Here is a 26,017-nt window from a genome sequence, read left to right on the forward strand (position 1 = left end):
TGAGGTTAACTAACACAGCGCCTCTGGGCTCGCCGCAGAAAGCGTAGATATTTCCGACCTGCCCGAAGGGACTCGGGCAAGCGGCCCCGGCCATGGATGGCCGATGGGGCGCTAGGTCAGGAAATATCAAGGTTTCCAGGGTAAACGAGCCAGAACAGCGCGAAGCGGGCCGGTTTTTGCTCCTGCGAAACCTGCATTTCCGCCATCCATGGCGGTCAGGAGTCACGCCCGTCCGGCGAGAGGGGCGGTCCGACGTTTCGGAAGGCCCCTCTATGAGGACAAGGGGCCTGGAATATCTCACAAAAGTTCAAATACAAATTTGTGGGGCAGCAATGCGGTCATGCCGGCGTTTTTTATGCCTTACGACAGGCTCAGATCAGGTTGCTGATCAGACCCATTTCGCCCGACATGGACGGCCATTTGCGCCAGATATGCACCAGATTACTGGTCTCCTGACGGTTCATAAACGCGCGGAAGCCTTCGCTGCGATACGCACGGGCGGGGCCAAAAACGCGCTGAATACCAATATCAACCAGCTGATCGAGATCGTTGGCAAACGGTTCGCCAATCAGGGTGTGAACAATGACATTGGACAGGGTCATATCCATCGGAATCATCGGTTGGCCAACACGGCTGATATAGGTTTCGTTCACTTCTTCCAGCAGTCGGTTCGCCAGATACGCTTTATGCATCAGCGCGGCCAGGCCAGCTTCGGTCGTGATGGCTTCCGGTGGAGTGGTAAAGAAGTCGGCGGCAACAGTGACAACCGGTTGCACATACTCAATCAGTCCGGCTTCCACAGCGGCGGACTCCAGATCTTCCAGCATCTGTGGTACGTCCTGAATGTAGCGAACGACAAACTCCAGCAGTTTCTCTCCGGCCTCTTCGCTCGGCAGATCAACAATGCGTGCGACCTGGTCGGCGCGGCTGCAAAGAGCCTGCTGTAACAGGTGGGTTGCATGTTCATCGGCGATGGCGTTGCGGATCTGGTGCTGAATTACTTCCATGGACATAGGTTGCCTCGTTTCCAATCTGCCTTGTTGGAGTTGCTATCTACGTTAAAAGTTCGTTTTTCTGACGGCAACAACAATCTGTGGCACTACTCAGACGGAATCGGTCTGAAAATATGATCTAAAGAAATATCCTTTAAAATCAATAATTTAGACCGCTAATTTCTGTCGACATTGGAAAGTATAGTAAAGATTGACGCTCCCACCAGTCGATTTACAAAAAATTTATCGGACGGCGAAAAAGTGTCAGAAAAGTGCCGCTCATAAACAGAGCGCGGGCCAGCATGAAGGCATAAAAGCTCCACCACAGGCCGTCATTTCCCCACGCTCGGGTCAGCCACCAGAGTGGTAGAAACACCAGCAATCCCGCAGCCAGCATGGCATTGCGCATACTGGCAGTGGCCTGGGCACCGATGAAAATACCGTCCAGCCAGAAGCTTGCCATGCCAATCAATGGCAGCCAGAACAGAAAGTGCTGGTACTGGCTCAGCGTCATCTGCAAATCCGGGTTGTCGGTTAACAAAGCCAGCAATTGCGGGCCAAGTATTTCGAACAGCAGGCACATAGCAAAAGCCATCAGCAGCATATCGACGCCGGTCAGGCGGATGGTCCGGCGCACGGCGTGGGCGTCGTGCCGCCCCAGTGCCTGCCCTGTCAGCGCCTCGGCCGCATGGGCAAAACCATCCAGAGCATTGGATATAAGCATCAGCAGGGTAATCAGCATGGCGTTAGCGGCGAGAATCAATTCACTCTGGCGTGCCCCCTGAGCGGTAAAGAAGGCAAACACCGCCAGCAGACACAGGGTACGAACAAACAGGTGACGGTTAATGCGCAGCATGGGTTGCAACAGGCTTAGGGCAGGACGTGGCCCCAGAGACAGCAAGCCGAGTTTGCGTGCAAAGCCGAGTGCCAGCAGCAGCCCGCTGTAGTCGGCCAGCATACTACCCAGTGCCACACCATCGCTGGTCATATTCAGCCCGAACACAAACAGGTAATCCAGCAGCGCATTGGCGACGTTCACCAGGGTCAGAATGATCAGCGGAATACGGGTATGACCCAGGCCGATAAACCAGCCGGTCAGGGCGTACTGCGCCAGCACGGCGGGCGCCGCACACAGACGAATGAGCAGGTATTCGCGTGCGCCTTCCTGCACCAGGGTGCTGCCGCCCATCAGCGGTAGCAGCCAGGGCAGCAGTAATGCGGCTGCCATTAACACCAGCAGCAATACCGGCAGACTGAGCCACAGCGCCTGCTGCAGTACTTCTACCTGGCCCTGATTTCGACCCTGTGCATGGGCGGTGAGGGCGGTGGTGCCCATGCGCAGAAAACCGAAGCTCCAGAACAGCAGAGTAAACATCTGATTACCGATGGCGACCGCGCCGAGGTAGGCTGCATCCGGCAGATGGCCGAGCACGGCGCTGTCGACCAGACCAAGCAAGGGTACCGTGATATTGCTCAGCATGACCGGCCAGGCCAGAGCCCAGATGCGACCTTGTGTCACAGTATGAGAAGCACTGTTTGTCGCCTGATGCTCGGGCATGGCTGATATACTCCGCAAAAATCGGTTCAGATGGTCAGTTATGAAAAAAGCGATTGTAGCGGGTTTGCTGATGCTGGGGGCGTTGCTGGCAGGCATCTATCAGGCAATGCCAACCAGCAGTGGCGCAGATGACGTCCTCGACCAGAAAGGTGTGGTGCTGTTTCCGCGGTCATTACCGGTGCGTGCGGCGGCATTCACTGACCAGCAAGGACAAGCGGTATCGCTGGCCAGCTTTCAGGGCAAGAATCTGCTGGTGTTCTTCGGCTACACCTTCTGCCCGGACATCTGCCCGACAACGCTTATGGATCTGAGTCGTACCTGGAAGCAGTTACCGGACGAGCTGAAGCAGCAGTGGCAGGTCATTCTGGTATCGGTTGACCCGGCCCGCGATACACCAGAATCACTGGCGCCATACATGGGTTACTTCAACAAGGCATTTGTTGCTTTCACTGGTAATGGCCAGAGTCTGAGCCAGCTGGCGGCGGATCTTAATGCCGTGTATCAGCGCGTGGATCGGGGTGATGCTGCTTACCTGATGGACCACAGCGCCAATCTGGCCGTGCTGGATAGTGCCGGGCATTACCGCGGCTATATCGCACCGCCGCACAACGCGGCACGCATGGTGCCGCTGCTGCAGGCACTGAGCCGCTGAGTCAGGTGGCTATGGCGCCACCTGTTTGGTTTTTTCTTCGCTACCGTTCACGGCCGGTGTGATCCGCATTGCCTGAATACTGCTGCCGACAAAGCCGCTGTTAAGGCTGACCAGAAAGTCGATGCCGCTGCGGTTGTCCTGTTCGACGCTGATGGCCTGCATGGCGCCAGCGTTCGGGTAGGCACCACAGATTTCACCGGCTCCGCAAATATAGCCATCAACATCGATATCCGAGCCGGCCAGAACATGGTAGTTGCCGGGTTCGACGTTGCTGAAACGGTAGCTGCCATTGTCTCCTGCCTTAATACTGGCAACGATGCAGTCATCGGCGGTGCAATCGGCATTTTCCAGAATCACATACTGTACGGTCAGGTTGCTGGCACTGGTCACACCCTGCTGCAGCGATACATCAACCTGCACTTTGCTGCCAGCAGCATCCGTTACCGTGATACTGGCGCTGTAGAATCCATCACTGAGACCGTTGCGGTCGACGCTGGCCAGGTAGGTTCCCAGTCCGGCGCTGTCGACGGTCTGTGCTGTCACTGTCAGCCAGTCGGCATTATCGCTGACTGCGCTGATACTGGCAGTGCTGCCGCCGGCGTTGCTGATATCGAAGGTAAGGCTGTCTGAGGTAGCGCCAAAGTTAAGACTTAATGGAGAAGACTGCAGCAGGACCGGTAACGCTGGCAGGGTGCCACCGTTTTCCAGCTTCAGTGCTTCGGTAACCGCCAGGTAGGCATCAATCTGGCCGTAGCCAAGCTGGTCATCACGGGTACAGGTGCTGTTATTAACTTTACTGGTAATGGCACAGCTCTGGATCAGAGCCTGCAACTGATCATTGGACAGGCCTGAGTAAACCGACTTCATCAACGCAATCACGCCGGCAATGTGCGGGCTGGCCATGGAGGTTCCCTGCATCTGGTAGGTGTAAGCGGGCTGGCGGGTTCCGAGGCTGTCGTCGACATAGGTGCTCATAATGCCATCGGCGAGGCTGTCGTTATTGTCGTCGAGGCGCAGGCTGCCACCGGGTGCGGCAATATCAATTTTGCTGCCGTAGTTCGAGTAGTACGCCAGCTGGCCTTTCTGATCGGTAGCACTGACGGAAATAATACCCTGATATGACGCCGGGTAAGATGGCGAGCTGGTCGACTCGTTACCGGCAGCAGCGACGATAATGACGCCTTCACTCATGACGGCGTTGTAGGCTTCCTGTTCGGCGGAAGACGATGAACTGCCGCCCAGACTGAGGTTGATGATGTCGGCTTTTTGCGCTGGCAATGTGCCAGAGTCGTTGCTCAGACGAGCGGCATAACGCACAGCCTGAATAATGTCGTACGTGGTTCCGCCATCCTGGCCCAGCACCCGTAGCGGCATAATCTTCGCTGCACTGGCGATGCCTGCACCACCTTTACCATTATTGCTGGCGGCGGCAACCGTGCCTGCAACGTGGGTACCGTGCCAGCTGCTCTGGCCGGCAACGGTGCTGTCACCGGGGTCATCCGGGTTGCTGTCGATACCATTACCATCTCGCGCGGAGCTGCTGTCGGAAATAAAGTCGTAGCCACTCACCAGCTGGCTGCTGAGGTCTTCGTGGGTCAGAAATACACCGGTATCGGCTACAGCGACAATGACACCGCTGCCATCTGCAAGGTCCCAGGCTGATGGCAGCTCGATATTGCGATAGTGCCACTGGTAGCTGTAGTAGGGGTCGGTTGGTGTGGCCAGTGGTTGGCGGATGTAGTTGGGTTCGGCATACAACACGCCTTTCTGCTGACGCAGCGCTTTGATATCTTTCAGGGTCTGGCGCTGTTCCCATAAAGACTTGCTGAAGGTTTTCAGCGTCTGCGATGGTGCGCTGACAGACTGGCTGCTGATGTTATTGCGCGCCAGAGTAACCAGTCGCGGCCGTTGCTTACCACCGTGACTGCTGGCAATGGATAAGCCGGCAGCCTTCATCTGCGCGCTGGCATTGTCATCATTCTCGCTGCGCATAATGACCTGATTCGGCACGAAGGCATCCTGCACGCTGCTGGCACCGGTACTTTCCAGAATCTGCAGCACATACTTAGAGGCGCCCTCGTAAGCATTAACATTGATAATGTATTCGCCATCGGCGGGCACTGTGACGGTTTCGAACTGGCCGGCCGGGTAGTCGAGATAAGAGAAGTCAACCAGGTTTTCTTGAATAGCACCCGTTCCTGAGCTGTTGTCGTACAGGTAGAGATCCAGGTCGCCTCTGTACTCAAAGACGCCGTCACCTTCATAGTCGACCACTTGCAGCTGAATAGTCTGACCCGCCTGCAGGGTGGCAATAAAGTAGTCATCTTCATCAGGCGTGGTGGCAAAATTTTCCAGCTCGGCTGCGCCACTGATGCTGCCGCGGGTCGGACTATAGCTGGCAAACCCCTGCACGGTGGCGCGGTTGCTGATGGCCTGTGGTGCTTGCGGATCATCATTGCTGGAGAAGTCGGCGTATACATCGTTGATGTCGGAGTCGGTGGTTATCCCGGTAGCTCCATACAGGGTGCCACTCAGGGTGTAGCCGGTGAGCAGTGTTTGCTCTTCTCCGATACCGCTGCTGCCACTGGTACAGGCGGTCAGAAGTGCTGGCATGGCCGCCAGCAGAATTGCATTGCGCAGACGTGAGGCTGAATGGTTCATCGGGTCATCCATTGGCGAGCTTTGTTGTCAGTGTAACGCCCAACGCAGAAATTTGGGTGACAAGGCTATGGAAAAAGGCTGGAAAACGTCGCTTTTCTGATCGCTTTCACGTTTGTGTCTGATTCCTGCAGTCGTGCTATTCCGCTAGGCTGGGGTGTTTATTCACAGCAAAGGATTGCTGATGTCATTAGCCAGAGTCTACACCCGTGCCCAGCTGGGTATTGAGGCGCCATCGGTGATGGTCGAAGTACATCTGTCCGGCGGTTTACCATCCATGAGTCTGGTGGGAATGCCGGAAACTGCGGTGCGCGAAAGCAAGGACAGAGTGCGCAGCGCGCTGCTCAACAGTGGCTTTGAGTTCCCAGCCAAACGCATCACCATCAACCTTGCACCGGCCGATCTGCCTAAAGAGGGCGGTCGTTATGATTTGGCTATTGCCCTCGGTATTCTCGCTGCCTCCGGTCAGATACCAGCGACTGCGCTGGACGGTTGTGAGTTTGTTGGCGAGTTGACGCTGGCCGGTGCTTTACAACCGGTGCCGGGTGTTCTGCCCTGTGCCCTGCAATGTGCGCGGGCTCAGCGTTTGCTGGTGGTGCCCGGCGCGAATGCCGCAGAAGCGGCGTTATGTTCTCAGGTCGATTGTCGCGCAGCCTCGTCGTTATCTGAGGTCACTGCCTGGCTGCACGGCCAGCAATCGCTGCAGGCGGTTTCAGCGCCGGAACCCGATTGTCAGATCAGTTCTCTGGCCGCTGACCTGCGTGATGTGCGTGGTCAGCCACAGGCTCGCCGGGCGCTGGAAATTGCCGCCGCAGGTTCGCATAACCTGCTGTTTATCGGCCCGCCGGGTACGGGAAAAACCATGCTCGCCAGCCGCTTGCCAGGTATTCTGCCGCCGATGTCAGAGGATGAGGCTCTGGTGTCAGCATCGGTCAGTTCCATCAGTGGTGCGCGCGAGTGGCTGGCGCACTGGCGCCAGCGACCATTTCGTGCGCCTCATCATACCGCCTCCGGCGTGGCACTGGTGGGAGGCGGAACAACACCGCGACCGGGCGAGATTTCTCTGGCCCATGGTGGTGTGCTGTTTCTTGATGAATTGCCGGAGTTCAGCCGCAAGGTGCTGGATGTGCTGCGTGAGCCGCTGGAAAGTGGCCGCATCGTTATCAGTCGTGCCAGTCGTTCCATCACGTTTCCTGCTCGTTTTCAGCTTATCGCCGCCATGAACCCATGCCCCTGTGGTTACTTTGGTGACCCGTCCGGGCGCTGTCGCTGTAATCAGGAGCAGATCAGACGCTACCAGGGACAGACATCCGGACCTCTGCTGGATCGTATCGATCTGCATGTGGAAGTGCCGCCGATGCCACCGGCGCTGTTGCAGCAGGCACCCGCCGGTGAAAGCAGTGAGCTGGTGCAGCAGCGGGTAATGGCGGCACGGGAGCACCAGCTGCAGCGTCAGGGATGTGTGAATGCCGAGCTGGCAGGAGAGCAGCGCGATGCAGTGTGCGGGTTGCAGACAGACGATCAGCAGTGGCTGCTGGCAGTGCTGGAAAAACTGCAGTTATCGGCGCGGGGGTATCACCGGGTGCTGAAAGTGGCGCGCACCATTGCGGATCTGCAGCAGCAGGACCGCATTGCCCGTCAGCATTTGATGGAGGCCTTGGGCTACCGTTCTCTGGATCGCTATCTGACCAACTGAGCCAGAATCCGCCACTGTCAATTCTGACCGTTCGGTCAGGATTGCTCACGAAATGTCGTAAAAAGCAATAAGCTATTGGTTATCCTGTGAGGCCTGCTACAGAACTGCAAAGCCGTTTCATCGTATCGTTGCCAATTGCAGATGACGGTAGAGAATGCCGCCCTCTGAAGACTAAAAATATGAAAGGTATCAATATGATGAAGCGGTCCACTCTCAGTGTGGTTCTCAGTACGCTGATTCTGTCCGCCTGCGGTGGCGGCGGCAGTGGTGTTGGTGTGGAAAAAGATGGCACGTCCACATCACCGGAAACCGAAACTGGTTCACCGGCACTGCCTGAAACCCCAGAGCTGCCAGAAGTTCCCGAGGTAAGCGAAACCCCGGTATCAGCGCTAACGCTTCCGTCGGCTGTAGCAACGGCCTACTTTCATACTTTGCCTGCTTATTCCGACATCAGCGGTGAGCTGACGTTCACCGCAGTCTCTGTACCCGAGTGGCTGAATGTCGATGAACAAACCGGGGCGTTATCTGGAACACCTGCCATCCGTGGCCCGGTTGCGGTAACTGTCTCGGCCAGCAGTGACAACGGCGACGAGCGTTTGTTTGAAGGTACTCTGGCGGTTGCCGCTGCGGAGCAGTACCTCGGCACCGACCTGATCGACTTCTACGCTAAAGATTACGATGGCAACGAGCGCTTGCTGCGTAATGATCTGACGGGTGATCTGGCAGCAGAAATCCAGTTTGTGCAATCACACTCGGTAGCCGCCAATGGTAACTATCAGGTCGACAGTGGCGATCAGACCCGCTCGCGTTATATGCCGAAACTGGTCGCCCAGCGAGAAGCGCTGCTGCTGTTTATGCCACAGGACGGCAGCACGCCGGGCAGCGTCAGTGCCGAACTGCTGGTCAACGGTACTGTGGTGGAAACACTGCAGCTGCAGCACCCTTCGACGTTGCTGGCACCTGACAACTTTGCCGGCACTCTGGCCTATTCCACTAAGGCCTGGTGGGCAGTGGTGCCGTGGCAGCATGTTCGCACCGGCATGTCGCTGAACTTTACCGCAGATGAACAGAGCGGCAGCCTGAACGCTGGTGATATCGACGTCGGTGAAGCGACGCAGCTGGTTAACCTGTCCATCCGGGTAGGTATGCTGACCACTCCGCCGGCGGTCAGTGACGGTCACTTTGCCTCGAATGATCCGGTGGAGGCCGCGGTTGATTACTTCTCAACGCTGCCGGTCTCGCGTGTGGTGATGGGGAATTACGCTGATGTTCAGCTGGATAAAGTCATGGTACGCAGCGGCGTTATTTATGACGAAGTCAGTGCAACCGAAGGCAGCGTTTACTCAGGTGACATGCGTGAAAACGTCGGTAAGTCACAGGTCAGTGTTGGCATTAATATGGCCAACTATGGCTACAGTAGCTGGCATATGAATCAGAGCTATAGCCAGCCATTCAAGCAGGTGACCAGCCACCATACCCGCGGTAATTACCAGAACGGCCAGGTTTCTCATGGCCTCAGTGGTGGTAACGGCATTGCCACCCTGTACGCCTCTTCTGGCAATGAAGCCAGTCATGAATGGGGTCATGGCTATGGCCTGGGTCATTACCCGGGTCAGGGGCTGACCGAAGATGGCCGCTGGGCGGTGCATCATGCTGACAGTGGCTGGGGTTATATCCCATTCCGCCAGCGTCTTCGCACTGGCGTGTCGGGCATTAATGCCGACGGCAGTTACAGCTACAACAAAGACGCAATGTCCGGAGGCTGGGATGGTTCGCCGTTGTCGCGTTATACCCACTACACCGGATACAGTGCTCGCATTATTCAGAACCATCTGGAGTCTTTTATGATTCCGGATACTGCCTACAGCTCAGGCTACAAACAGTGGAACACGACCACAGGTGAGTTTGAAGAAGCGGTTACCACTCATCCCGCAGCACGCGAAGTGGGTGTCGCGGTGGCAACCATTATCGGTGCGCACAATCCGGCAACCACGGAACAGGCTGACAGTGCGGTCATTTACCCTGTATTCCACGGTAACTACGGCAACGTGTTTGACCTGCCGGCGCCGGACCTGAATGCAACGGAAGATGCCTGCTGGCTGGCAATCAGCAATGCCGACGAAACAAAGCTGATCTCCGTGGCGGATAGCCGTCACGCATCGGCGTCAGCGAACCAGTTGCACGTGAACCTGAAAGCCGACTTCCGGCCGTTGCTGGCTGTGCTGAATTGTCGCCGCGCTGGCAGCGTGGTCGAAGTAACCCGCACAGAGTTTGATGGTGATATCCCGGCGCTGCCGCCGGTGGGTATTGTGGGTATGGAAGAGGGTGTGAGCCAGATCCTGGCACGCGAAGTGGACGAAATCGCCGCAGGTATCGATGCTCTGACATCAGATTTCAGTGCACTGAGCAGCACTCTGGCGGTGAAAGTTGCCAGCACTGAGCGTGCAGCACTGCTGGCTGCCTTGCCGGAAAGCACAGCCACTCGTTTGGCGAACATTCTGCAAATGGCTGATAACGCTCGTGCAGTCAAAGTACTGCTGGCGCACGCAGCGGATACCGGGCTGAGCGACGAGGAAACCGCACTGCGCCTGCGTGGTCAGTTGCTGGCATCCGGCTTGCTGGTTGCAGGAGAAGAAGAGCTGGCTGCGGGCGAAATCTACGGTAACAACTTCTTCTTTGATAGTTCAGCCGGTGAAGGTGGTCAGGTTCTGCTGACACGTCAGAGCACCGATAACGCCGACAGCCGCAGTCAGTGGACCATGGACGGCTATGGCCGCCTGCACGTCACTGACAGCCCATGGCTGTGCCTGCAACCTTCCGGCAGTGTTCTGGCTATGGAACTGTGCTCGGCAGAAAATCTGGCACAACGCTGGAGCTACAACGAAAGTACACAGGCACTGAAAAACGGCAGCAGCGGTAAGTGTCTGGATTACGATCATGCCAACGGTCGCCTGATTAGCTGGGGCTGCAGCGGCAACTGGAATCAGCGCTGGCAGGGCGTAACGACCTCAGACCAGCAGTGGCTGACGCTGTTGTCTGCCACTGAGCTGGAAGCGGTAACCCGTCTGGCCCTCTGAGGTCAGAACAGGCTACCTTGCTGGAAATCCTGTGGAGGGTGAAAACCCTCCCGGGCCCGGCTGATCAGTTCGTCCAGCGCTAACGGCTGGGCGTAGATATAGCCCTGAATCCGGTCGCAACCCAGTTTGCGTACCAGCTCCAGACAGGCAATGTCTTCCACACCTTCTGCAGTGGTTTCCAGATTAAGGCGCTTCGCCAGCTCCAGCATTGAGGTCACGATATGGGTTTGTGGTCCATTGTCTGGCAGTGGTGAAACAAAGGCCCGATCCAGCTTAATACCGGTCAGCGGTAAATCACTCAGGTGGGACAGCGACGAGAAGCCGGTGCCGAAGTCATCCAGCACTATATGAATGCCCTGCGCTTTCAGGTGGCGCAGGTTCAGCATCGACACGCTGGCATCCTGCATCATCGCTGTTTCGGTCAGTTCCAGTTCCAGAAACTGCGGTGGCATACCTGCCTGATTAAGAATCTCCATCACCTGCTCGGCATACCAGGGATCGGCTACCTCCGGAAAGGATACGTTGACCGCCAGACGCACACTCTCGCCGGTCTGTTCGCGGATACGCTTCCAGGTTGCTGCGGTTTCACGCAGCGCCCATTGGCCCAGCGCCTGAATCAGGCCTGCGGCTTCGGCCTCACGGATAAATACGGTTGGCGGGATAACCCCCAGTGACGGATGGCGCCAGCGCATCAGGGCTTCGGCGCCTACCCAGGAACCACTGTGGCTATCAAACTGCGGCTGATATTCGAGGTAAAACTCTTCCCGTTGCAGCGCCAGATGCAGGCCATCAAACAAGCTCAGGCTGCGTTCGTGAGTGCGCCATTCAAACTGCGCCTCCTGCACCAGCCGCTCGCGAGCAATCTGCTGAATTCCTTCCTGCAGCACGGCACTGAGGGAACTGATGTCCTCCAGTTGCAGCGGTGCACTGTGGTAAACGATCCAGGGTCTGAGGTCGTCATCGGGGTGGTGGGGTAGCCAGTCGGCCTGCAGGTCATAGTAGTTATCGCTGGCAATGATCAGCTGGTCATCGAGAATACGCCCGACCAGACTGGTTTCAGGTGCACGCAGGCGGATTGAGCGTTCAAACTCGCGCTGCACTGATTGCAGGTGACGCCAGCCGGAACGCTGTGCATCCTGCAGCCAGCGACACTGAATGACCTGAAGGTACAAGGGTCTGGGCGCTGCGCTCAGTCGTTGCCGTAACTGCGACAGAAAGTCGTTGCGCTCCAATGTCGGCGGTAAATCATCGCGCAGACTCAGGTGTAGCGGCCGCAAACTGCGGAACAGACGTGTGCGATCAACGTCACTGAGTGATAACCACTGAAACGCGTAGGGCAGCTGGTTGTAGTGATCCTTACTGCTGATCAGAATTGTTGGTACCGCTTGCTGCAATTCCTGCAGCCAGTGCCGGCGCTGGTCGCAGAGGCTATCGACAATCACAACCGCTGCTTGCCACGGCAGGTTTTCGCCAGTGATCAGTTCATGGGTCTGCCACTGATGGTCTTCATCCATCAGCAGGAAGTGAGCGGGCAGAAACAGCTCGTCTTTGTGGTGATCAAGCCACAGGCGGACGGTTTCAAGTTGTTCCTGGCAGGTACTCAGAATCAGCAGGCTGATCCCGTCATGGTTTGGTGAGAATTCCATAATGCCCGGCTGCAAAAAGTGCATTAATGCCATCGCCTGATGGCGCCTGGTATCGCCCACTGCTTGAGGTAGCGATAACGTTTTAAATTATTATTCTGAAACTATATATAGGACATTTGCGCCACTCTGTCTTTAGTTGTGGCGAAAAAACACAGTGCTGACAATGTGTTGCAACTGATAATGAATGCGGTTTCTGATTTGTGATCACATATTTATGACGATTCAAAGCGCGCCGTTAGCTGTTAAAATGCCCGCCCATTCAGTCAGTGCGTCATTAATCCTGTGGTCGATCTCAGTCAGCTTAACCCCCGTCAGAAAGAAGCCGCGAAGTATATCGACGGTCCGTTGCTGGTACTCGCCGGTGCAGGCTCCGGTAAAACCTCGGTAATTACCCGTAAGATCGCTTACCTGATCGGCGTGTGTGGCATTAAGGCTCATCACATTGCGGCGGTAACCTTTACCAACAAGGCCGCGCGCGAGATGAAAGAGCGGGTTATGTCGCTGGTGGGCAAGGGCGGAGCGAAAGGTCTGACAGTGTCGACCTTCCACAACCTCGGTCTGAATATTATTCGTCATGAGCTGACGGCAGCGGGCTATAAGGCCGGTTTTTCGATTCTCGATCAGGACGACTGCCGCGGTATTCTGCGTGACGTCATGCACCGTGAGCACGGCGATGATGGCGACATGATCGAGCTGGTGCAGAATGCCATTTCCAATCTGAAGAACGATCTGATTGCGCCCGATCAGGCGCTGGGCATGGCCGCCAGTCCACAGGAAATGCTTATTGCGCAGACCTACTCGGTGTATCAGCGCATGCTGAAAGCCTACAACGCGGTGGATTTTGACGACCTGATCATGGTGCCGACGGTGCTGTTCCGCGATAACCCGGATGTTCTGGCGCGCTGGCAGAAGAAAATCCGCTACCTGCTGGTGGATGAATATCAGGACACCAACACCTCGCAGTACGAATTAGTGAAGCTGCTGGTGGGCCATCGCACGGGGCTGACCGTGGTTGGTGACGACGACCAGTCGATCTACGCCTGGCGCGGCGCTAAGCCGGAAAACCTGTCGCTGCTGAAAAAAGACTTCCCGACCCTGAAACTGGTCAAGCTGGAGCAGAACTATCGCTCCACCGGCCTGATTCTGAACGCCGCCAACCGCGTGATTGATAACAACCCGCACGAATTTGAGAAAAAGCTGTGGTCCGATATGGGCTACGGCGACCCGATCAAGATTCTTAAGTGCCGCAACGATGAAGTGGAATCGGAACGTATTGCTACCGAAATCGTTGAACGCCGCCTGCGCTATGGCTGCGGCTATCGCGACTTTGCCGTGCTGTATCGCGGTAATCACCAGTCGCGCGCCATCGAAATGAAGCTGCAGGCCTATCAGGTGCCGTACAAACTGAGTGGTGGCCAGTCGTTCTTTGGCCGCAACGAAATCAAAGACATTATGGGTTATCTGCGGCTGATCATTAACCCGTCGGATGACGCGGCCTTCCTGCGCATCATCAACACCCCGCGCCGTGAAATAGGTCCGACCACCATCGAAAAACTCGGTGAATATGCGGCCATGCGTGGCTGTTCTATGCTGGCCGCTGTGGATGAAATGGGGCTGGAAACGGCACTTATGCCGAAAGCCCTCGATCGTCTGCGTCGCTTCCGTCACTGGATGGAAAATATCACCCGTAATGCCTACACCGATGACCCGGTGGCGGCAGTTAAGGAAATGATCAGCGACATCGATTACGAAGGCTACCTGATGCAGAACTCAGGCACGCCGAACCAGGCCGAACGACGCATGAAGAACGTCTGGTTCCTGATCGACTCGATCAGCAAGATGATCGAAAAAGCGGATGAGCTGGGTGACGAGTGCACCATCGAAGATGCCGTCAGCAAACTGATTCTGCGCGACATGATGGAACAGCAGGAGCAGGAAGATGAATCCGACCAGGTGCAGCTGATGACGCTGCACGCCTCCAAGGGTCTGGAGTTTCCGCACGTTTACATCATGGGTATGGAAGAAGAGCTGATGCCACACCGCAACAGCATCGAAGCCGATACCATTGAAGAAGAACGGCGCTTAATGTACGTGGGTATTACCCGCGCCAAGCGCACACTGACGCTGACCTACGCCGGCAAGCGCCGTCAGTATGGCGAGGCCATGGAAACCACTCACTCGCGCTTCCTCGATGAGCTGCCTCCGGACGATATTGTCTGGGAAGGCAAAACCGAAACCTCCGCCGAGGAACAGAAGCAGCGCGGTCAGGAAACCTTATCCAGCCTGAAGAACATGCTGGCGGATTTTTAACTCACACCGTTCGCCAGACATAAAAAAGCCCGGGTTAACCGGGCTGGAGAGAACGACCAGATAGGGTGCTGGTTACAGAATCACTGTCCCTGTGCTTCTGTGGTAATAGTCAGGGTCACTTCGTCGCTGACGTACGGCGCGTATTTACCCAGATTAAACTCGGTACGTTTGATCACGGTGCTGGCGTCAAAACCAATGGCTGGTTTCTTGCTCATCGGGTGCTCGCCCATGCCGTTCAGCTTGGCATTGAACACAACAGACTTAGTCACGTCCTTGATGGTCAGGTCGCCGGTTACGTCGAACTGGCCGTCACCCTTTGCCGTTACTTTGGTACTTTTGAAGGTAGCGGTTGGGTATTTGGCAACGTCGAAGTAATCCGCTTCGTTGATAAACTCTTCGTTCAGCTTGGCCACCTTGGTATCGACGGTTTTCACCGGAATGGTGACGTTGATCGAAGCTTTCTGTGGCGTTTTTTCATCGAAAGAAATGCTGCCGGAGGCATCGCTGAAGCTGGCCGTTGGGTTAGAGAAACCAAAGTGGTTCCAGCTCACAACCACGCTGGTGTGGGTCGGATCAATGGTGTAATCCGCAGCCAGAGCTGCGCCAGACAGCAGGCTCGCTGCGACCATCAGTCCCGCTTTATTCAGTGCTTTCATAAGACATCCTTCCTCGTAAACAGGTTAGCAATCCGCCTGATGGCGTCTGGAATCTGTAACCATAGTAAAGCGCTGGGGTATATCTACAATGCCGAAAAATTCATGGGACTGATCGAAGAATTCGAAAGGATTAAAGGCGGGACAGCAGGCTGCCCCGTTCGCCGTTACTGATCGGCCGGGCTGTTTACCTCGGCAAACACGCTGTGACTACCGTCCTTGTTCAGCAATAAAACCTGATACGGCATAAAGCGCTTACCCATCTCCATGCCCGGGCTGCCGACCGGCATTGCCGGCACGCTGAGGCCGATGCTGTCTGCTGGTGGTGCTGCCAGATACTGTTCGATATAGCGCGCGGGCACATGGCCTTCGAACACGAAACCGTCATCTGAAACGGCGGTGTGGCAGGAGCGCACATCGGTGCCGATACCCAGCGTTTTTTTCAGCCCGGCCAGGTCCTCGTAATCTTCCATTCGTGAGTGGATGCCCTGATCCGCCAGGCGCTCGGCCCATTCGCTGCAGCAGCCGCAGGAAGGGCTTTTGAACACGGTCAGTTCAGTGGCGTGTGCGTACAGTGCGGTGAGGCCAGAGGCTAATGCCACGCTGGATGCGAACAGCGCTGACAGTATGGTTTTATTAGTCATTATCGTTCCTCTGTTAAAACCAGAAATGCAGCCCGACAACAAATTCTGCGTTGTCTGTGGGCTCTCCAGCCTGACGCAGGTAATCCGCGTTTTCCCCCAGGCTGTATTTCCAGTCTATGCCGGCGTAAGGGCCAAAATGACGACTCAGGTCATAGCGCAGGCGGATACCGGCGCGAACCTGCGCCAGTCCTGCGGCCTGAGCCTGTTGCTGGTCGTCTTTACCGTAGCCGGAAAGTTCCAGCTGGCTGTTCAGCAGCAGTCGCTGGGTAAACAGCAGCTCATGTTCACCACTCAGGGTAAACGCCAGTTGGCCGTTGTCGTTCAGATACAGCATGGCGCTGGATTCAATCCACCACGGCGCCAGGCCACTGATACCTGCGGCCAGCCATTGCTGGTTTTCGCCTTCGCTTGCCTGATCAAGACGAATCCCTAGTCGGGTATCCCAGAAAGCGGTCAGTGCGTGTTGCCACAGCAGGTCGGTTTCGCTGCTGAACTCGCCGTCTTCGACTTCGCCTTCGCTGCTCAGCAGCAGGCGGTTCCAGGTCGTGCCGTACCAGGCATTCAGCTCGTATTCGCTGAACTCGTTGTCAGGCTGGTATTCCAGCCGGTCGACAATAACGCTGCCAAAGTGATGCTCATCGGCCAGCACCAGCTGGCGCGGGGCGGGCATGGAATACGGGCCCGAGGTGAGGGTGAAACCATTACTGTGCGCGTGCGGATCACGTCCTCCACTGGCGTCTTCTGTGTTTGCTCTAACGCTTGTTAGAGGAAGGGTGGTGAGCAGACAGAGGCTGGTGAGCAGGATCTTATTCATAAACAACCACCTCGCGGAACATACCCATATCCATGTGGAACATCAGATGGCAGTGCCAGGCCCAGCGGCCCAGATCCTCCGGTGTGGTAAGGAAGCTGATGCGCTGCGCTGGCTGAACGGGAATGGTGTGGCGGCGCACCAGCAGTTCGCCGTCGGCAGATTCAAGATCACTCCACATACCGTGCAGGTGCATCGGGTGGGTCATCATGGTGTCGTTGTGCAGAATCACGCGGATACGCTGGTTATGTTTCATTGCCACCGGTGTGCTGTTGCCGAACTCCAGCCCGTCCAGCGACCAGCTGTAGCGCTCCATATTGCCGGTCAGGTGTAGCTCGATTTCTTTGGCTGGCACCCGTTTGTCGCTTAGTACCCCGTTTGCCGAACGCAGGTCGGCGAGGGTCAGCACTTTGTGTCCGGCCGGCCGCAAACCGCGGCCAGTCAGATTACGTAAGCCAACACCGGGGTCATCGAGGTTGGTGCGCGGTGTGTCGACGCGCATATCGACGCTGGCGCCGTATTCGCTGCGCGCGTGGCTGACCTTGCTGCTGGGTTTGGCCAACGGCTTCGGCGGTGTGGCGTGGCCCATGTTTGCGTGGTTCATGGCTTCGTGGTTCATCTTCGAATGATCCATGCCGTTCATACCACTCATACCAGCCATATCATGGTTCATGGCGGAGTGGTCCATGCCGTTCATGCCACTCATCGCGGTCATATCATGGTTCATGCCTGCATGATCCATTGCAGAATGATCCATGCCGTTCATGCCACTCATACCGGCCATATCGTGTTTCATAGTCGAATGGTCCATTGCTGCATGGTCCATTGCTGAATGGTCCATGCTGCCCATCATATCTTCCATGCTCAGCCATTCGACCGGATCGTTTTCCGGCAGCGCTGCACTCATGCCTGCGGCGGTTGCCAGCGTACCGGCAGCATAGCCGGAGCGATCCATGGTCTGAGCGAACAGGGTGCAGGCGTCTTCGTTCGGCGTGACCAGTACATCGTAGGTTTCACCCGGGCCGAAGCGGAATTCATGTACTTCGACTGGCTTTACCGGCTGACCGTCAGCCGCCACCACGGTCAGGGTCTGACCGGGAATGCGCACATCGTAGAAGGTGTTGCCGGCACTGTTAATAAAGCGCAGCTTCACGGTATCGCCGCGTTTAAACAGCCCGGTCCAGTTGCCGGCCGGTGTCGTGCCATTGAGCAGATAGGTCATCACTGCGGCTGAGGTGTCAGCCAGGTCGGTGGGGCTCATACGCATTTCATTCCACATCACGCGCTTATGCCAGGCAGCCGCCAGCCCCTGCTGGCGCGCATCTGCAGTGAACTCCGGCACGGTGGGGTGGTTGTAGTTGTACATATCGCTGTGGCTTTTCAGCATGGCCAGCACACTCATCGGGTGTTCATCCGACCAGTCCGACAGCTGCACCACATAATCACGCTGATACGCCGGCATGCTGTGCTGAGCGTGGCTCATCATGCTGCTGTGGTTCATGGCGTTGTGGTTCATGCCATGGTCGTGGGCCATGGATTGATCCTGAGTCATGGCGTGATGCTGCGCGCGGGGCTCGACTATTAAGGCACCGTACATGCCGGTCAGCTCCTGCATGCCGGAATGGGAGTGATACCAGTAGGTACCGCTCTGGCGCAGGGTGAACTGATAAGTAAAGGTTTCGCCCGGTGGAATACCATCGAAGCTGATACCCGGCACGCCATCCATGCGGTAATCGAGCAGGATGCCGTGCCAGTGAATGGACGTGGATTTGCTCAGGCGGTTGGTTACGCGGATGGTAACGGTGTCGCCTTCACGCAGGCGCAGGGTCGGTGCCGGAATTGAGCCGTTGATGGCCGTCGCTTTGCGCACATTACCGGTAAAGTTCACCAGCGTTTCTTCCACCACCAGATCAATCTCGGTGCCGCTGATAACCGGTGCCGTGCCATGGCCGGCAGCCTGCAGGCTGCGTGCATACAGCCAGTTCGGCATGGCGCTGAGCACGCCACCGGCGGCAAGCCCCTGGACAAAACGGCGGCGACTGACGCTGCTGTGTATGATCGATGCCTGAGATTTCGCTTTCATAAAATCCACTTCCTGACGTTATACCCCGAGTGTGCTCTGTGCTGACTGACAGTGGCATGACCCGAACATGACAAAAGCGTAATCTTGCTGCCATTTAAGCGACAGCCGGTGTCAGCCATAATGACCATTCGGATTGAGGAGTGAACTATGCGGCTGCTGGTGGTCGAGGACGAACAGAAAACCGGTGATTATCTGCGTCAGGGGCTGAGCGAAGCGGGTTTCAGCGTGCAGCTGGCACGCAATGGTCTGGATGGGCACCATCTGGCCATGACCGAAGACTTCGACCTGTTGCTGCTGGATGTCATGCTGCCGGATGTCGATGGCTGGCGCATTCTGCAGGCCCTGCGCGAGGCCGGCCGACAGACGCCAGTGCTGTTTCTGACCGCCCGTGACAGCGTCGAAGACCGGGTCAAAGGTCTGGAACTAGGCGCTGACGACTATCTGGTCAAACCCTTTGCTTTTGCCGAACTGCTGGCCCGGGTTCGCACTTTGTTGCGCCGTGGTGCGGTGCCGGTGCAGTCGGATCAGTTGCAGGTCGCTGACCTGAGTCTTGACCTGCTCAAGCGCCGGGTTAGCCGCGCTGGCCAGCGTATTACACTCAGTCAGAAAGAATTTGCCTTGCTGGAGTTGCTGGTACGACGCCAGGGCGAGGTATTGCCGCGCTCGCTGATTGCCTCGCAGGTGTGGGATATGAATTTTGATTCTGACACCAATGTCATCGACGTTGCTATTCGCCGCCTGCGCGCCAAAATCGACGACGACTTCCCGACCAAGCTGATTCATACCGTGCGTGGTATGGGCTACAAACTGGACAGCGATGATGATGGCCAGTAAACACCAGCCGATTTCCCTTACCCTGCGCGTGCTGCTGTTTGTCGGTGCGGCGATTGCGGCGGGTCTGATGCTGAACATCACCCTGATTGAGCGTTCGGTACGCCATCACTTTGCTGAGCAGGATGCCAGTGAGCTGCAGGCTATCGCCGACAGCCTGCTCAATCTGTTACCACAGCAGGAAGCGGATCTGCACACCAGCCTGATGCCCTGGCTCAGTGGCCATCATGGCGTGGAACTGCAGTTAGAAGCTGCATCCGGCGAACTGCTGTACCAGGCCAGCAGCGCGGGCTTTGCCGCCGCTGCGGCCGATATTGCGCCAGTCAGTCGCATCACCGCGGACAACCTGCGCACCTGGCAGGTGGGCGATCACACCTTTCGCGGCGCGGTAATGGAAGTCAGCGGTCAGCGTCTGACGCTGGCGGTGGATATGGGTTTTCATCTGCATTTCCTGCACAGTTTCCGCCATTCGCTGTGGCTGATTATGGCGGCTACGGCGCTGCTGACGCTGCTCGCCGCCGCCTACGCCATCTATCAGGGGCATATCCCGCTGCGTGGTTTCAGTCGTAACCTGCGCAGCACTCAGAGCAGTAATCTGGACAACCGTATCGACCCTGACAGTCTGCCACCGGAACTCAGTGATCTGGCTCTGTCGTTTAATGAAATGGCGGCGCGCCTGCAATACAGTTTCGAACAGCTGTCGCATTTTTCCGCCGATATAGCCCACGAACTGCGCACACCCCTGACCAACCTGATGACCCAGATCCAGGTCACCCTGAGTAAGCCGCGGGAGCCGTCGACCTATCATGAATTGCTCTACTCCAGCCTCGAAGAACTGGAACGGTTGAGCAAAATGGTGGGTGACATGTTGTGGCTGGCAAAAAGTGATAACCGTTTACTGGCGCTGCAACGCCAGTCGCTGGATCTCGCCGACGAAGTGCAGGAGCTGTTTGAATTCTTTGAGGCTCTGGCAGCAGAGCAGGGTGTTACGCTGGCGCTGCACGGGGCCGCTCAGGTCGCAGCGGATCGTCATTTACTGCGCCGCGCACTGTCCAATCTGCTGTCCAATGCTCTGCGCTACACACCGGCCGGTGGCTGTATCAGCGTCGTGCTGGAAGAAAGTACAGAGGGCAGGGTCAGAATCAGCGTCAGTAATCCTGGTGAGGTCATTGCCGCCGAGCACCTGGATAAGCTGTTTGACCGTTTCTATCGTGCCGACCCGTCGCGTCAGCGCCAGTCGGAAGGAGCCGGCCTGGGGTTAGCCATTGTGCGGGCAGTGGTGGATGCCCACGGCGGAAAGGTGGGGGTGACCTCCGACGCGCAGGCCACCCGTTTCACTATCGAACTTAGTCGCTGACGATACGGTCGGCAGGCTGCTCGATGATCAGATGCCCGGTGCGGATGCGCTGTGGGTGATCACCGACCGGGAAGCTGGCAATCTCGCGCGCTTCATCGAAGGAAATCACCGATACCCGATCCTGTTCGCTGACCGATACATAGCAGTTTTTGCCATCGGCACTTTCGGTGGACCAGTAAGGCTTGGCACCCAGCGGGTGCTCGGACAGCTGTACCGTCTGATACTCGAAGGTTTCACGGTCGACGATGGCAGCATAGCCGGACATAGTGCCCGCCACGCACAGCTTGGTGCCCGCACTGTTCATCGCCAGACCGTGGTGAGCGGAGTTGAGCTGGTAGTCACGCGTGCTCATGGCCTGAATTTCTTCCGGTACCGGCAGCTCAATACGACGGGTGATCTTCTGTTGCTCAACATCGTATTCAAAGAAGCCGTGGTAGAAGGAAATCTGCAGGTAAACAAACTTACCGTCCGGCGCTACCGCCATCGGACGTACGGCACTGTCGACCCAGGGGAAACCGAACTCTTCCAGCTTGTCGGCCATGTCGACGCGCTGCAGGATTTCATAGCTGTGGGCATCAACGATCTGGAAGTAACGATCGCCTTTAATCCAGTCCAGCCATGAGGTCGTGAACGGTACATACACCTTGCCGATGCTGGCGTGGTAGATCAGTTTGCCATCGCGCGAATAGGTGTTTTCATGGGGTTGATCGCCGGACTCAAAACCGCCAATGATCTCGCCGTTTTCGGTGTCGATGGCGTGCACCTTACCGGCGGTAGAAGCCGATACCAGGAATACCTTGCCGTCTGGCGAAATGGCGGAGTGGTCAGAGCGGGAGCCTTCCACCGGCGTACGCCATTTGATCTCGCCGCTGTTTACATCCAACGCAATCACATCGGCAAAGCTCGGGCGCGAGATAAACAGATAGCGGCCATCGTTGGATGGGAACATATCGTCCACCATCTGGTGATTACCTTCGCCAATCACTTCCTTGATAAAGGTCGACACAATCCAGCGTTTGATGCTGCTGCTCAGCTCTTCAAGACGCTGTTCTTTGTCCGGCACCGCGTTCAGTTTTTTGATGCGTTTGAAGGTATGCGGATCGTAGATATCAATGGTGCCATCCCAGTTGTTACCAACCACTACCACTTCGCGGGCATCGGCCGGAACATCGCGACGGCTGTGCAGGGTGGATTCAGTAACGGCATCGGTTACCTGCGGTGCCACGGTAGGGTTCACGGGGGTGTCGTCGGCTAGCGCTGTCGCGGAGCCTGTTGCCAGCGCGATGGCGGCAACCAGAGTGCGTAATGTCATAGTACCTGACCTGTCGTTTTTATCGTTATCAGGCGGCACTATACCCGAGTGCTGTGTCGGCGTAGCGACCCCTGCGGCCAGATTGTTTGACCGCAGAGGACAGGATCCGTCAGTTCAGTGACAGACCAAACAGGCTGATTTCCATTTTATACGGCACCTCAACCGGCGCGGTTTGCAGCGTCTGAATGCGGCTCATGTAGGTATCCATTTTATGCGCTTCGAGATTGTCGGCATCCGGCAGGGCACTCATGATTTTGGTAGCGCGCAGCATCGCTTTTACCCCGGAGGTTTGTGAGTACTGGCCTTCGCCCAGCAGAATAACTTCCTCACCCATGTGCCAGTAGATATCCATATCCTTGATCTGCAGCGGGCTGAGAGGTGGTACTAACGGCACAATGTCTTTCGGCGTGACCACGCGGGTCAGGGGAATATCATCGAACACTCCGGCACCGGTAACGTTGGTGACCTTCGGCTGACCAAAGGTAATCACCTGCGCAGGCGTACGTTGCTCCTGTTCTAAGAACATCGCCACAATGACTGCAATGGCGCCGCCCAGGCTGTGACCGGTAACGGTAATCGGCTTGCTGCTATCCAGATGCGGTTTTACATCGGCATACACCGCCGCCGCACTGGTTTTAAAACCCTTGTGCAGGGTAATACCCAGTTGCTCATCCGGCTGAAACTCGATATCCAGATCGACCATGGCGTTGGTCAGATTGGCAGTACCGCGCACGGCAATGGTCTGCATATCGTCCGTTGAACTGAGGAAGTAGCTCACCTGAGACTCAGCCATAACCGCCTGATGCACCAGCGTTTGCCCCTGACTTTTCAGCTGGTCTTCCAGTTCCGTTTCCGGCAGGTAGGTATCAGCCGCCAGTTGGCCGTAGCTCTGGATGGTGGCGAAGTCGGTGGCGGCAAATGTGAGGCTGCTGAACAGAAGGCTCAGCAGAATGAATACACGAGAGTTCATGGTTATCTTCTGTGGCGAGGTAATGGGCGAAACGGTTTATAAGGGACTTTGCAGCGTTTGAAAAGTTCGCTTCACGCCAGTCTGGGTTACCTACAAGTCCTTTTCACTCTCTTGGGAAATTCCTGCTTTCATTAATAACGTCATTAGTGCTTCTTTTGGCTCTCCTGGCTCTGATGAAAATGACAGCAAACACGCTATTGCTGCTCTCGTTTCTTCCGGCGCTGGCGGCGTCGGCGGCGCTTTAGTTCGACCCGGCGGCGGCAATGACGATAAAGAAAACACTAATAACCTCAAAGAGGACGACAAGAAAAAGAACAAGGGCGAAGATCAGGGCGACAAGGACGATAACTCCGCTTCTAACCCTGCCAGCCCTGCCAATGCAGGCAAAGACCCTAAGCAGGACAATGACAACGATTTGCCTGCCCCTGGCAACCAGGGGGAGGATGAAGGGAAGGACAGTGACAACGCTTTGCCTGCCCCTGGCAAGCAGGGGGAGGATAAGAGTACGAAGGATAGTGGAAAGGCTGGCGATTAAAGCATAACTTCCTGCGGGCAGAAGGAGTGGGGGGCATCCCAAAACGCCGCAACTGTATTGGCAGTGTAATATTTGGATGGCTCCATACGGTTAATATGCCAGCCCGCATCCCGCGCTATCCGGCCTGCCGCATGAAAGTCGTCAACCCGGATGGCCGGATTTTCCTTCAACATCGCCTTAAACAAAGGCACTGTATGGGTTGCCTCAAGGTACGCCGCATTCTCCTTCCACCACGCCAGACGCTCCGCTTCCCAATCATGCTGCAAGCGCAGATCGCCTTCTTCCGCTCCTTCCAGCTGCGCTATCCACTCGTTATGCGCCTTCACTTCTCGTACCACAACCTCTACTAAACGTGGGTCGCGCAGCTGCGGGTACTCATCTGAACCAAAGGTCAGCGCTTCCAGTACCTTGCCCTGAAAGGCATTCAGCTTCTTGGTGATCTTGGCAAAGGTGTAAAACTCCGCTCGCACCATCAGCTTGAGGTTGATCAATCGCATTTCTTCCCGGTTAAGAGCACGCGCAGGGGTCCGATAAAGACCCATTCGCAGGGAGTCCAGCCAGTGATAACCGCCACAACCGCGCAGGCCCTGTTCATACGGTGCGCCGCACAACTCCAGCAGGTACAGCTTAAAGCTGAACTCGCGCAGGCCCTCGTTACCCGGCTCAGCAGAGCGGGCTGCAAGGTACTTGATGGTATCCAGCTGTTCATCGGAAAAGGCTTTCTGGAACTGGTATTTCTCATTGGCCTGGGTCAGTGCTTGCTGAAGCTGTTGCGCCTTTTGGCGAGCGTTGTCAGCGGCGCGAGCATGACGTTTGGCGGCATCCTGAGCATCACGCAGCCAGCGGCGCTGGTTCTGGATTTCGCTTTGCAGGTTGGCGATCTGGAATGACATGAAACTTCCCTGTGTGTCCGAGCTGATGCTGTTAACTTTATCAGGTTGGTGCTGATTAGGCAGCAGGCTAACCCGCTGGGTTATTTCTTCTCAGGCGGGGTCCACTGAACAAGATCGGAAATATACTGCTCACCTTGCTGCTCTTTAATTCGACGTCTTTCTTCAGAGAAGCGGTCATACTCTGTTTGGGCTTTCAGGTCGGCCTGTTTCTTACTAATGGTGCCTGTACCTTCGAGAACATCACGATCGTTAAATTGCAGAAACTGATCGAGTTTGTCTTGCCAGTCGTTCAGAAAAACCTGCTGACGACGGCTTGCCTGATCTTCGGCAAAATCCAGCCACATCACCACAATCCGGTTGAGTTCTTTGATTTCGCTTTCGCTCAGATAGTTTTTGGCGGTGGTCACGTCACCTTTGCGTACGTCGCTACCCTTAAAGGTGGTTAGCCCCATATTGGGTTTTGATGCATCGGCACGTTGGTAGATGAGCTCTGGTGCTGTTCGTCCGGAGCAGGCGTAATGCAGCTTGTTCTGAATTGTCTGGAAGAAGCGGGTCGTGTCTTTCAACGATGGTTCGTAATCGGCTGCCAGTGCAAAAATCTCACGCACACGCAGATACATTCGCCGTTCGCTGGCACGGATATCTCGTATGCGTTCCAGCAGTTCATCAAAGTAATCAGGAACGATGGAATTAGCGACCGGCGGATTCTTCAGCCGTTCGTCATCCATGACAAAGCCTTTAACCAGGTATTCCTGAAGCGTTCGGGTTGCCCATTTACGGAACTGGGTGCCACGGGTAGAGCGGACGCGATAACCGACGGCCAGAATCATGGGCAGGCTGAAGTACTGCACGTTGTATGTTTTGCCATCGGCGGCAGTTGTTCGGTAAAACCGAACAACTGAATCTTCGGATAACTCACCGTCTTCAAAGATGTTCTTGATGTGCTCGCTGATGGTTGCTTTTGCCTTGCCATACAGATCACAGATCATCGCCTGCGACAGCCACAGGGTGTCACCTTCAAAGCGGCATTCGATCCGTACCCGGCCGTCATCGGAGGCGAACAGCAGAAATTCACCGTTTGGTGCTTGTGGCTGTGGCTTTGAATTAAAGTTTGATAATAAATCTTCTATTTTTGAATGCATTATGATCAACTTTTAAATAAAGTTTGATTAAAAACTAGGGAGTGTTAGGTAGAACTCTAGTTTTATCGAAAATATAGTTTGATACAAAAGTGGGTTTATGTTTAGTTCTCATTGAGCCTGTAAATAAATCTGTGTAACTGCCCACCCCATTACAGGTGACCGTTCAGGCGGTCACCAAATTCGATAATAAAGCGATT

18 protein-coding genes are annotated in these 26,017 nt (G+C 56.0%); 6 read left to right on the plus strand and 12 right to left on the minus strand.

Going from position 1 to position 26,017, the window contains the following annotated elements; genetic code table 11:
- Positions 1 to 371 precede the first annotated feature (371 nt).
- Both I9W95_RS05615 and I9W95_RS05620 read right to left on the minus strand, forming a co-directional pair.
- A complete protein-coding gene (locus tag I9W95_RS05615; RefSeq protein WP_225672723.1) occupies positions 372 to 1,013 on the minus strand; it encodes a hypothetical protein in 642 nt (213 codons plus the stop codon).
- A 211-nt stretch (positions 1,014 to 1,224) separates the two neighbouring features.
- Positions 1,225 to 2,550, minus strand: a complete 1,326-nt coding sequence (locus I9W95_RS05620) for an MATE family efflux transporter (RefSeq protein ID WP_225672725.1) — start codon at positions 2,548 to 2,550, stop codon at positions 1,225 to 1,227.
- A 40-nt stretch (positions 2,551 to 2,590) separates the two neighbouring features.
- On the opposite strand from I9W95_RS05620, the gene I9W95_RS05625 reads away from it, so the two are divergent.
- The gene (locus I9W95_RS05625; protein ID WP_225672727.1) at positions 2,591 to 3,202 is read left to right on the plus strand and encodes an SCO family protein; all 612 of its coding nucleotides are present in this window, start codon (positions 2,591 to 2,593) and stop codon (positions 3,200 to 3,202) included.
- A gap of 9 nt (positions 3,203 to 3,211) precedes the next feature.
- Here I9W95_RS05625 and I9W95_RS05630 read toward each other — a convergent pair whose 3' ends face one another.
- Positions 3,212 to 5,863: a S8 family serine peptidase gene (locus tag I9W95_RS05630; RefSeq protein ID WP_225672729.1), complete on the minus strand. Its 2,652-nt coding sequence runs from the start codon at positions 5,861 to 5,863 to the stop codon at positions 3,212 to 3,214.
- A gap of 181 nt (positions 5,864 to 6,044) precedes the next feature.
- Between I9W95_RS05630 and I9W95_RS05635 the strand changes: the two genes are divergently transcribed.
- Positions 6,045 to 7,556: a YifB family Mg chelatase-like AAA ATPase gene (locus I9W95_RS05635; protein WP_225672731.1), complete on the plus strand. Its 1,512-nt coding sequence runs from the start codon at positions 6,045 to 6,047 to the stop codon at positions 7,554 to 7,556.
- A 194-nt stretch (positions 7,557 to 7,750) separates the two neighbouring features.
- Positions 7,751 to 10,633 (plus strand): M66 family metalloprotease, encoded by a 2,883-nt coding sequence (locus I9W95_RS05640; RefSeq protein WP_225672733.1) that lies wholly within the window; start codon positions 7,751 to 7,753, stop codon positions 10,631 to 10,633.
- Between the two features lie 2 nt (positions 10,634 to 10,635).
- On the opposite strand, the gene I9W95_RS05645 is transcribed toward I9W95_RS05640, so the two are convergent.
- Positions 10,636 to 12,312, minus strand: a complete 1,677-nt coding sequence (locus I9W95_RS05645) for an EAL domain-containing protein (protein ID WP_225672735.1) — start codon at positions 12,310 to 12,312, stop codon at positions 10,636 to 10,638.
- A gap of 249 nt (positions 12,313 to 12,561) precedes the next feature.
- On the opposite strand from I9W95_RS05645, the gene rep reads away from it, so the two are divergent.
- Entirely contained in the window at positions 12,562 to 14,589 is a 2,028-nt protein-coding gene (gene rep, locus I9W95_RS05650; protein WP_225672737.1) for a DNA helicase Rep, read from the plus strand.
- Positions 14,590 to 14,669: 80 nt separating this feature from the next.
- Here rep and I9W95_RS05655 read toward each other — a convergent pair whose 3' ends face one another.
- The 4 genes from I9W95_RS05655 to I9W95_RS05670 form a co-directional block, all read right to left on the minus strand.
- Positions 14,670 to 15,245: a YceI family protein gene (locus I9W95_RS05655; protein WP_225672739.1), complete on the minus strand. Its 576-nt coding sequence runs from the start codon at positions 15,243 to 15,245 to the stop codon at positions 14,670 to 14,672.
- Positions 15,246 to 15,409: 164 nt separating this feature from the next.
- Complete coding sequence (locus tag I9W95_RS05660; protein WP_225672741.1) at positions 15,410 to 15,886, minus strand: DUF411 domain-containing protein; 477 nt, start codon at positions 15,884 to 15,886, stop codon at positions 15,410 to 15,412.
- A 13-nt stretch (positions 15,887 to 15,899) separates the two neighbouring features.
- Positions 15,900 to 16,700 (minus strand): copper resistance protein B, encoded by an 801-nt coding sequence (locus I9W95_RS05665; RefSeq protein WP_225672744.1) that lies wholly within the window; start codon positions 16,698 to 16,700, stop codon positions 15,900 to 15,902.
- Complete coding sequence (locus tag I9W95_RS05670) at positions 16,693 to 18,780, minus strand: multicopper oxidase domain-containing protein (protein ID WP_225672746.1); 2,088 nt, start codon at positions 18,778 to 18,780, stop codon at positions 16,693 to 16,695. The genes I9W95_RS05665 and I9W95_RS05670 overlap by 8 nt, the downstream gene beginning before the upstream one ends.
- 147 nt (positions 18,781 to 18,927) lie before the next feature.
- Between I9W95_RS05670 and I9W95_RS05675 the strand changes: the two genes are divergently transcribed.
- Together I9W95_RS05675 and I9W95_RS05680 are read left to right on the plus strand one after the other, a co-directional pair.
- Entirely contained in the window at positions 18,928 to 19,614 is a 687-nt protein-coding gene (locus I9W95_RS05675; protein ID WP_225672748.1) for a heavy metal response regulator transcription factor, read from the plus strand.
- Positions 19,598 to 20,968 (plus strand): heavy metal sensor histidine kinase, encoded by a 1,371-nt coding sequence (locus I9W95_RS05680; protein WP_225672750.1) that lies wholly within the window; start codon positions 19,598 to 19,600, stop codon positions 20,966 to 20,968. Before I9W95_RS05675 ends, I9W95_RS05680 begins: the two co-directional genes overlap by 17 nt.
- On the opposite strand, the gene I9W95_RS05685 is transcribed toward I9W95_RS05680, so the two are convergent.
- The 4 genes from I9W95_RS05685 to I9W95_RS05700 all read right to left on the minus strand — a co-directional run bounded on the left by I9W95_RS05685 (position 20,958) and on the right by I9W95_RS05700 (position 25,820).
- Positions 20,958 to 22,280, minus strand: coding sequence for a YncE family protein (locus tag I9W95_RS05685; protein ID WP_225672752.1), 1,323 nt, complete (start codon positions 22,278 to 22,280; stop codon positions 20,958 to 20,960). The two genes, I9W95_RS05680 and I9W95_RS05685, sit on opposite strands and share 11 nt — an antisense overlap.
- Before the next feature lie 109 nt (positions 22,281 to 22,389).
- Positions 22,390 to 23,250, minus strand: a complete 861-nt coding sequence (locus I9W95_RS05690) for a lipase family protein (protein ID WP_225672754.1) — start codon at positions 23,248 to 23,250, stop codon at positions 22,390 to 22,392.
- A 531-nt stretch (positions 23,251 to 23,781) separates the two neighbouring features.
- A complete protein-coding gene (locus I9W95_RS05695; protein WP_225672756.1) occupies positions 23,782 to 24,678 on the minus strand; it encodes a hypothetical protein in 897 nt (298 codons plus the stop codon).
- An 80-nt stretch (positions 24,679 to 24,758) separates the two neighbouring features.
- Positions 24,759 to 25,820 (minus strand): virulence RhuM family protein, encoded by a 1,062-nt coding sequence (locus tag I9W95_RS05700; protein ID WP_225672758.1) that lies wholly within the window; start codon positions 25,818 to 25,820, stop codon positions 24,759 to 24,761.
- Positions 25,821 to 26,017 lie beyond the last annotated feature (197 nt).

This window comes from Thalassolituus marinus, from assembly GCF_020320395.1.
Lineage (GTDB): Bacteria > Pseudomonadota > Gammaproteobacteria > Pseudomonadales > Oceanobacteraceae > Venatoribacter > Venatoribacter marinus.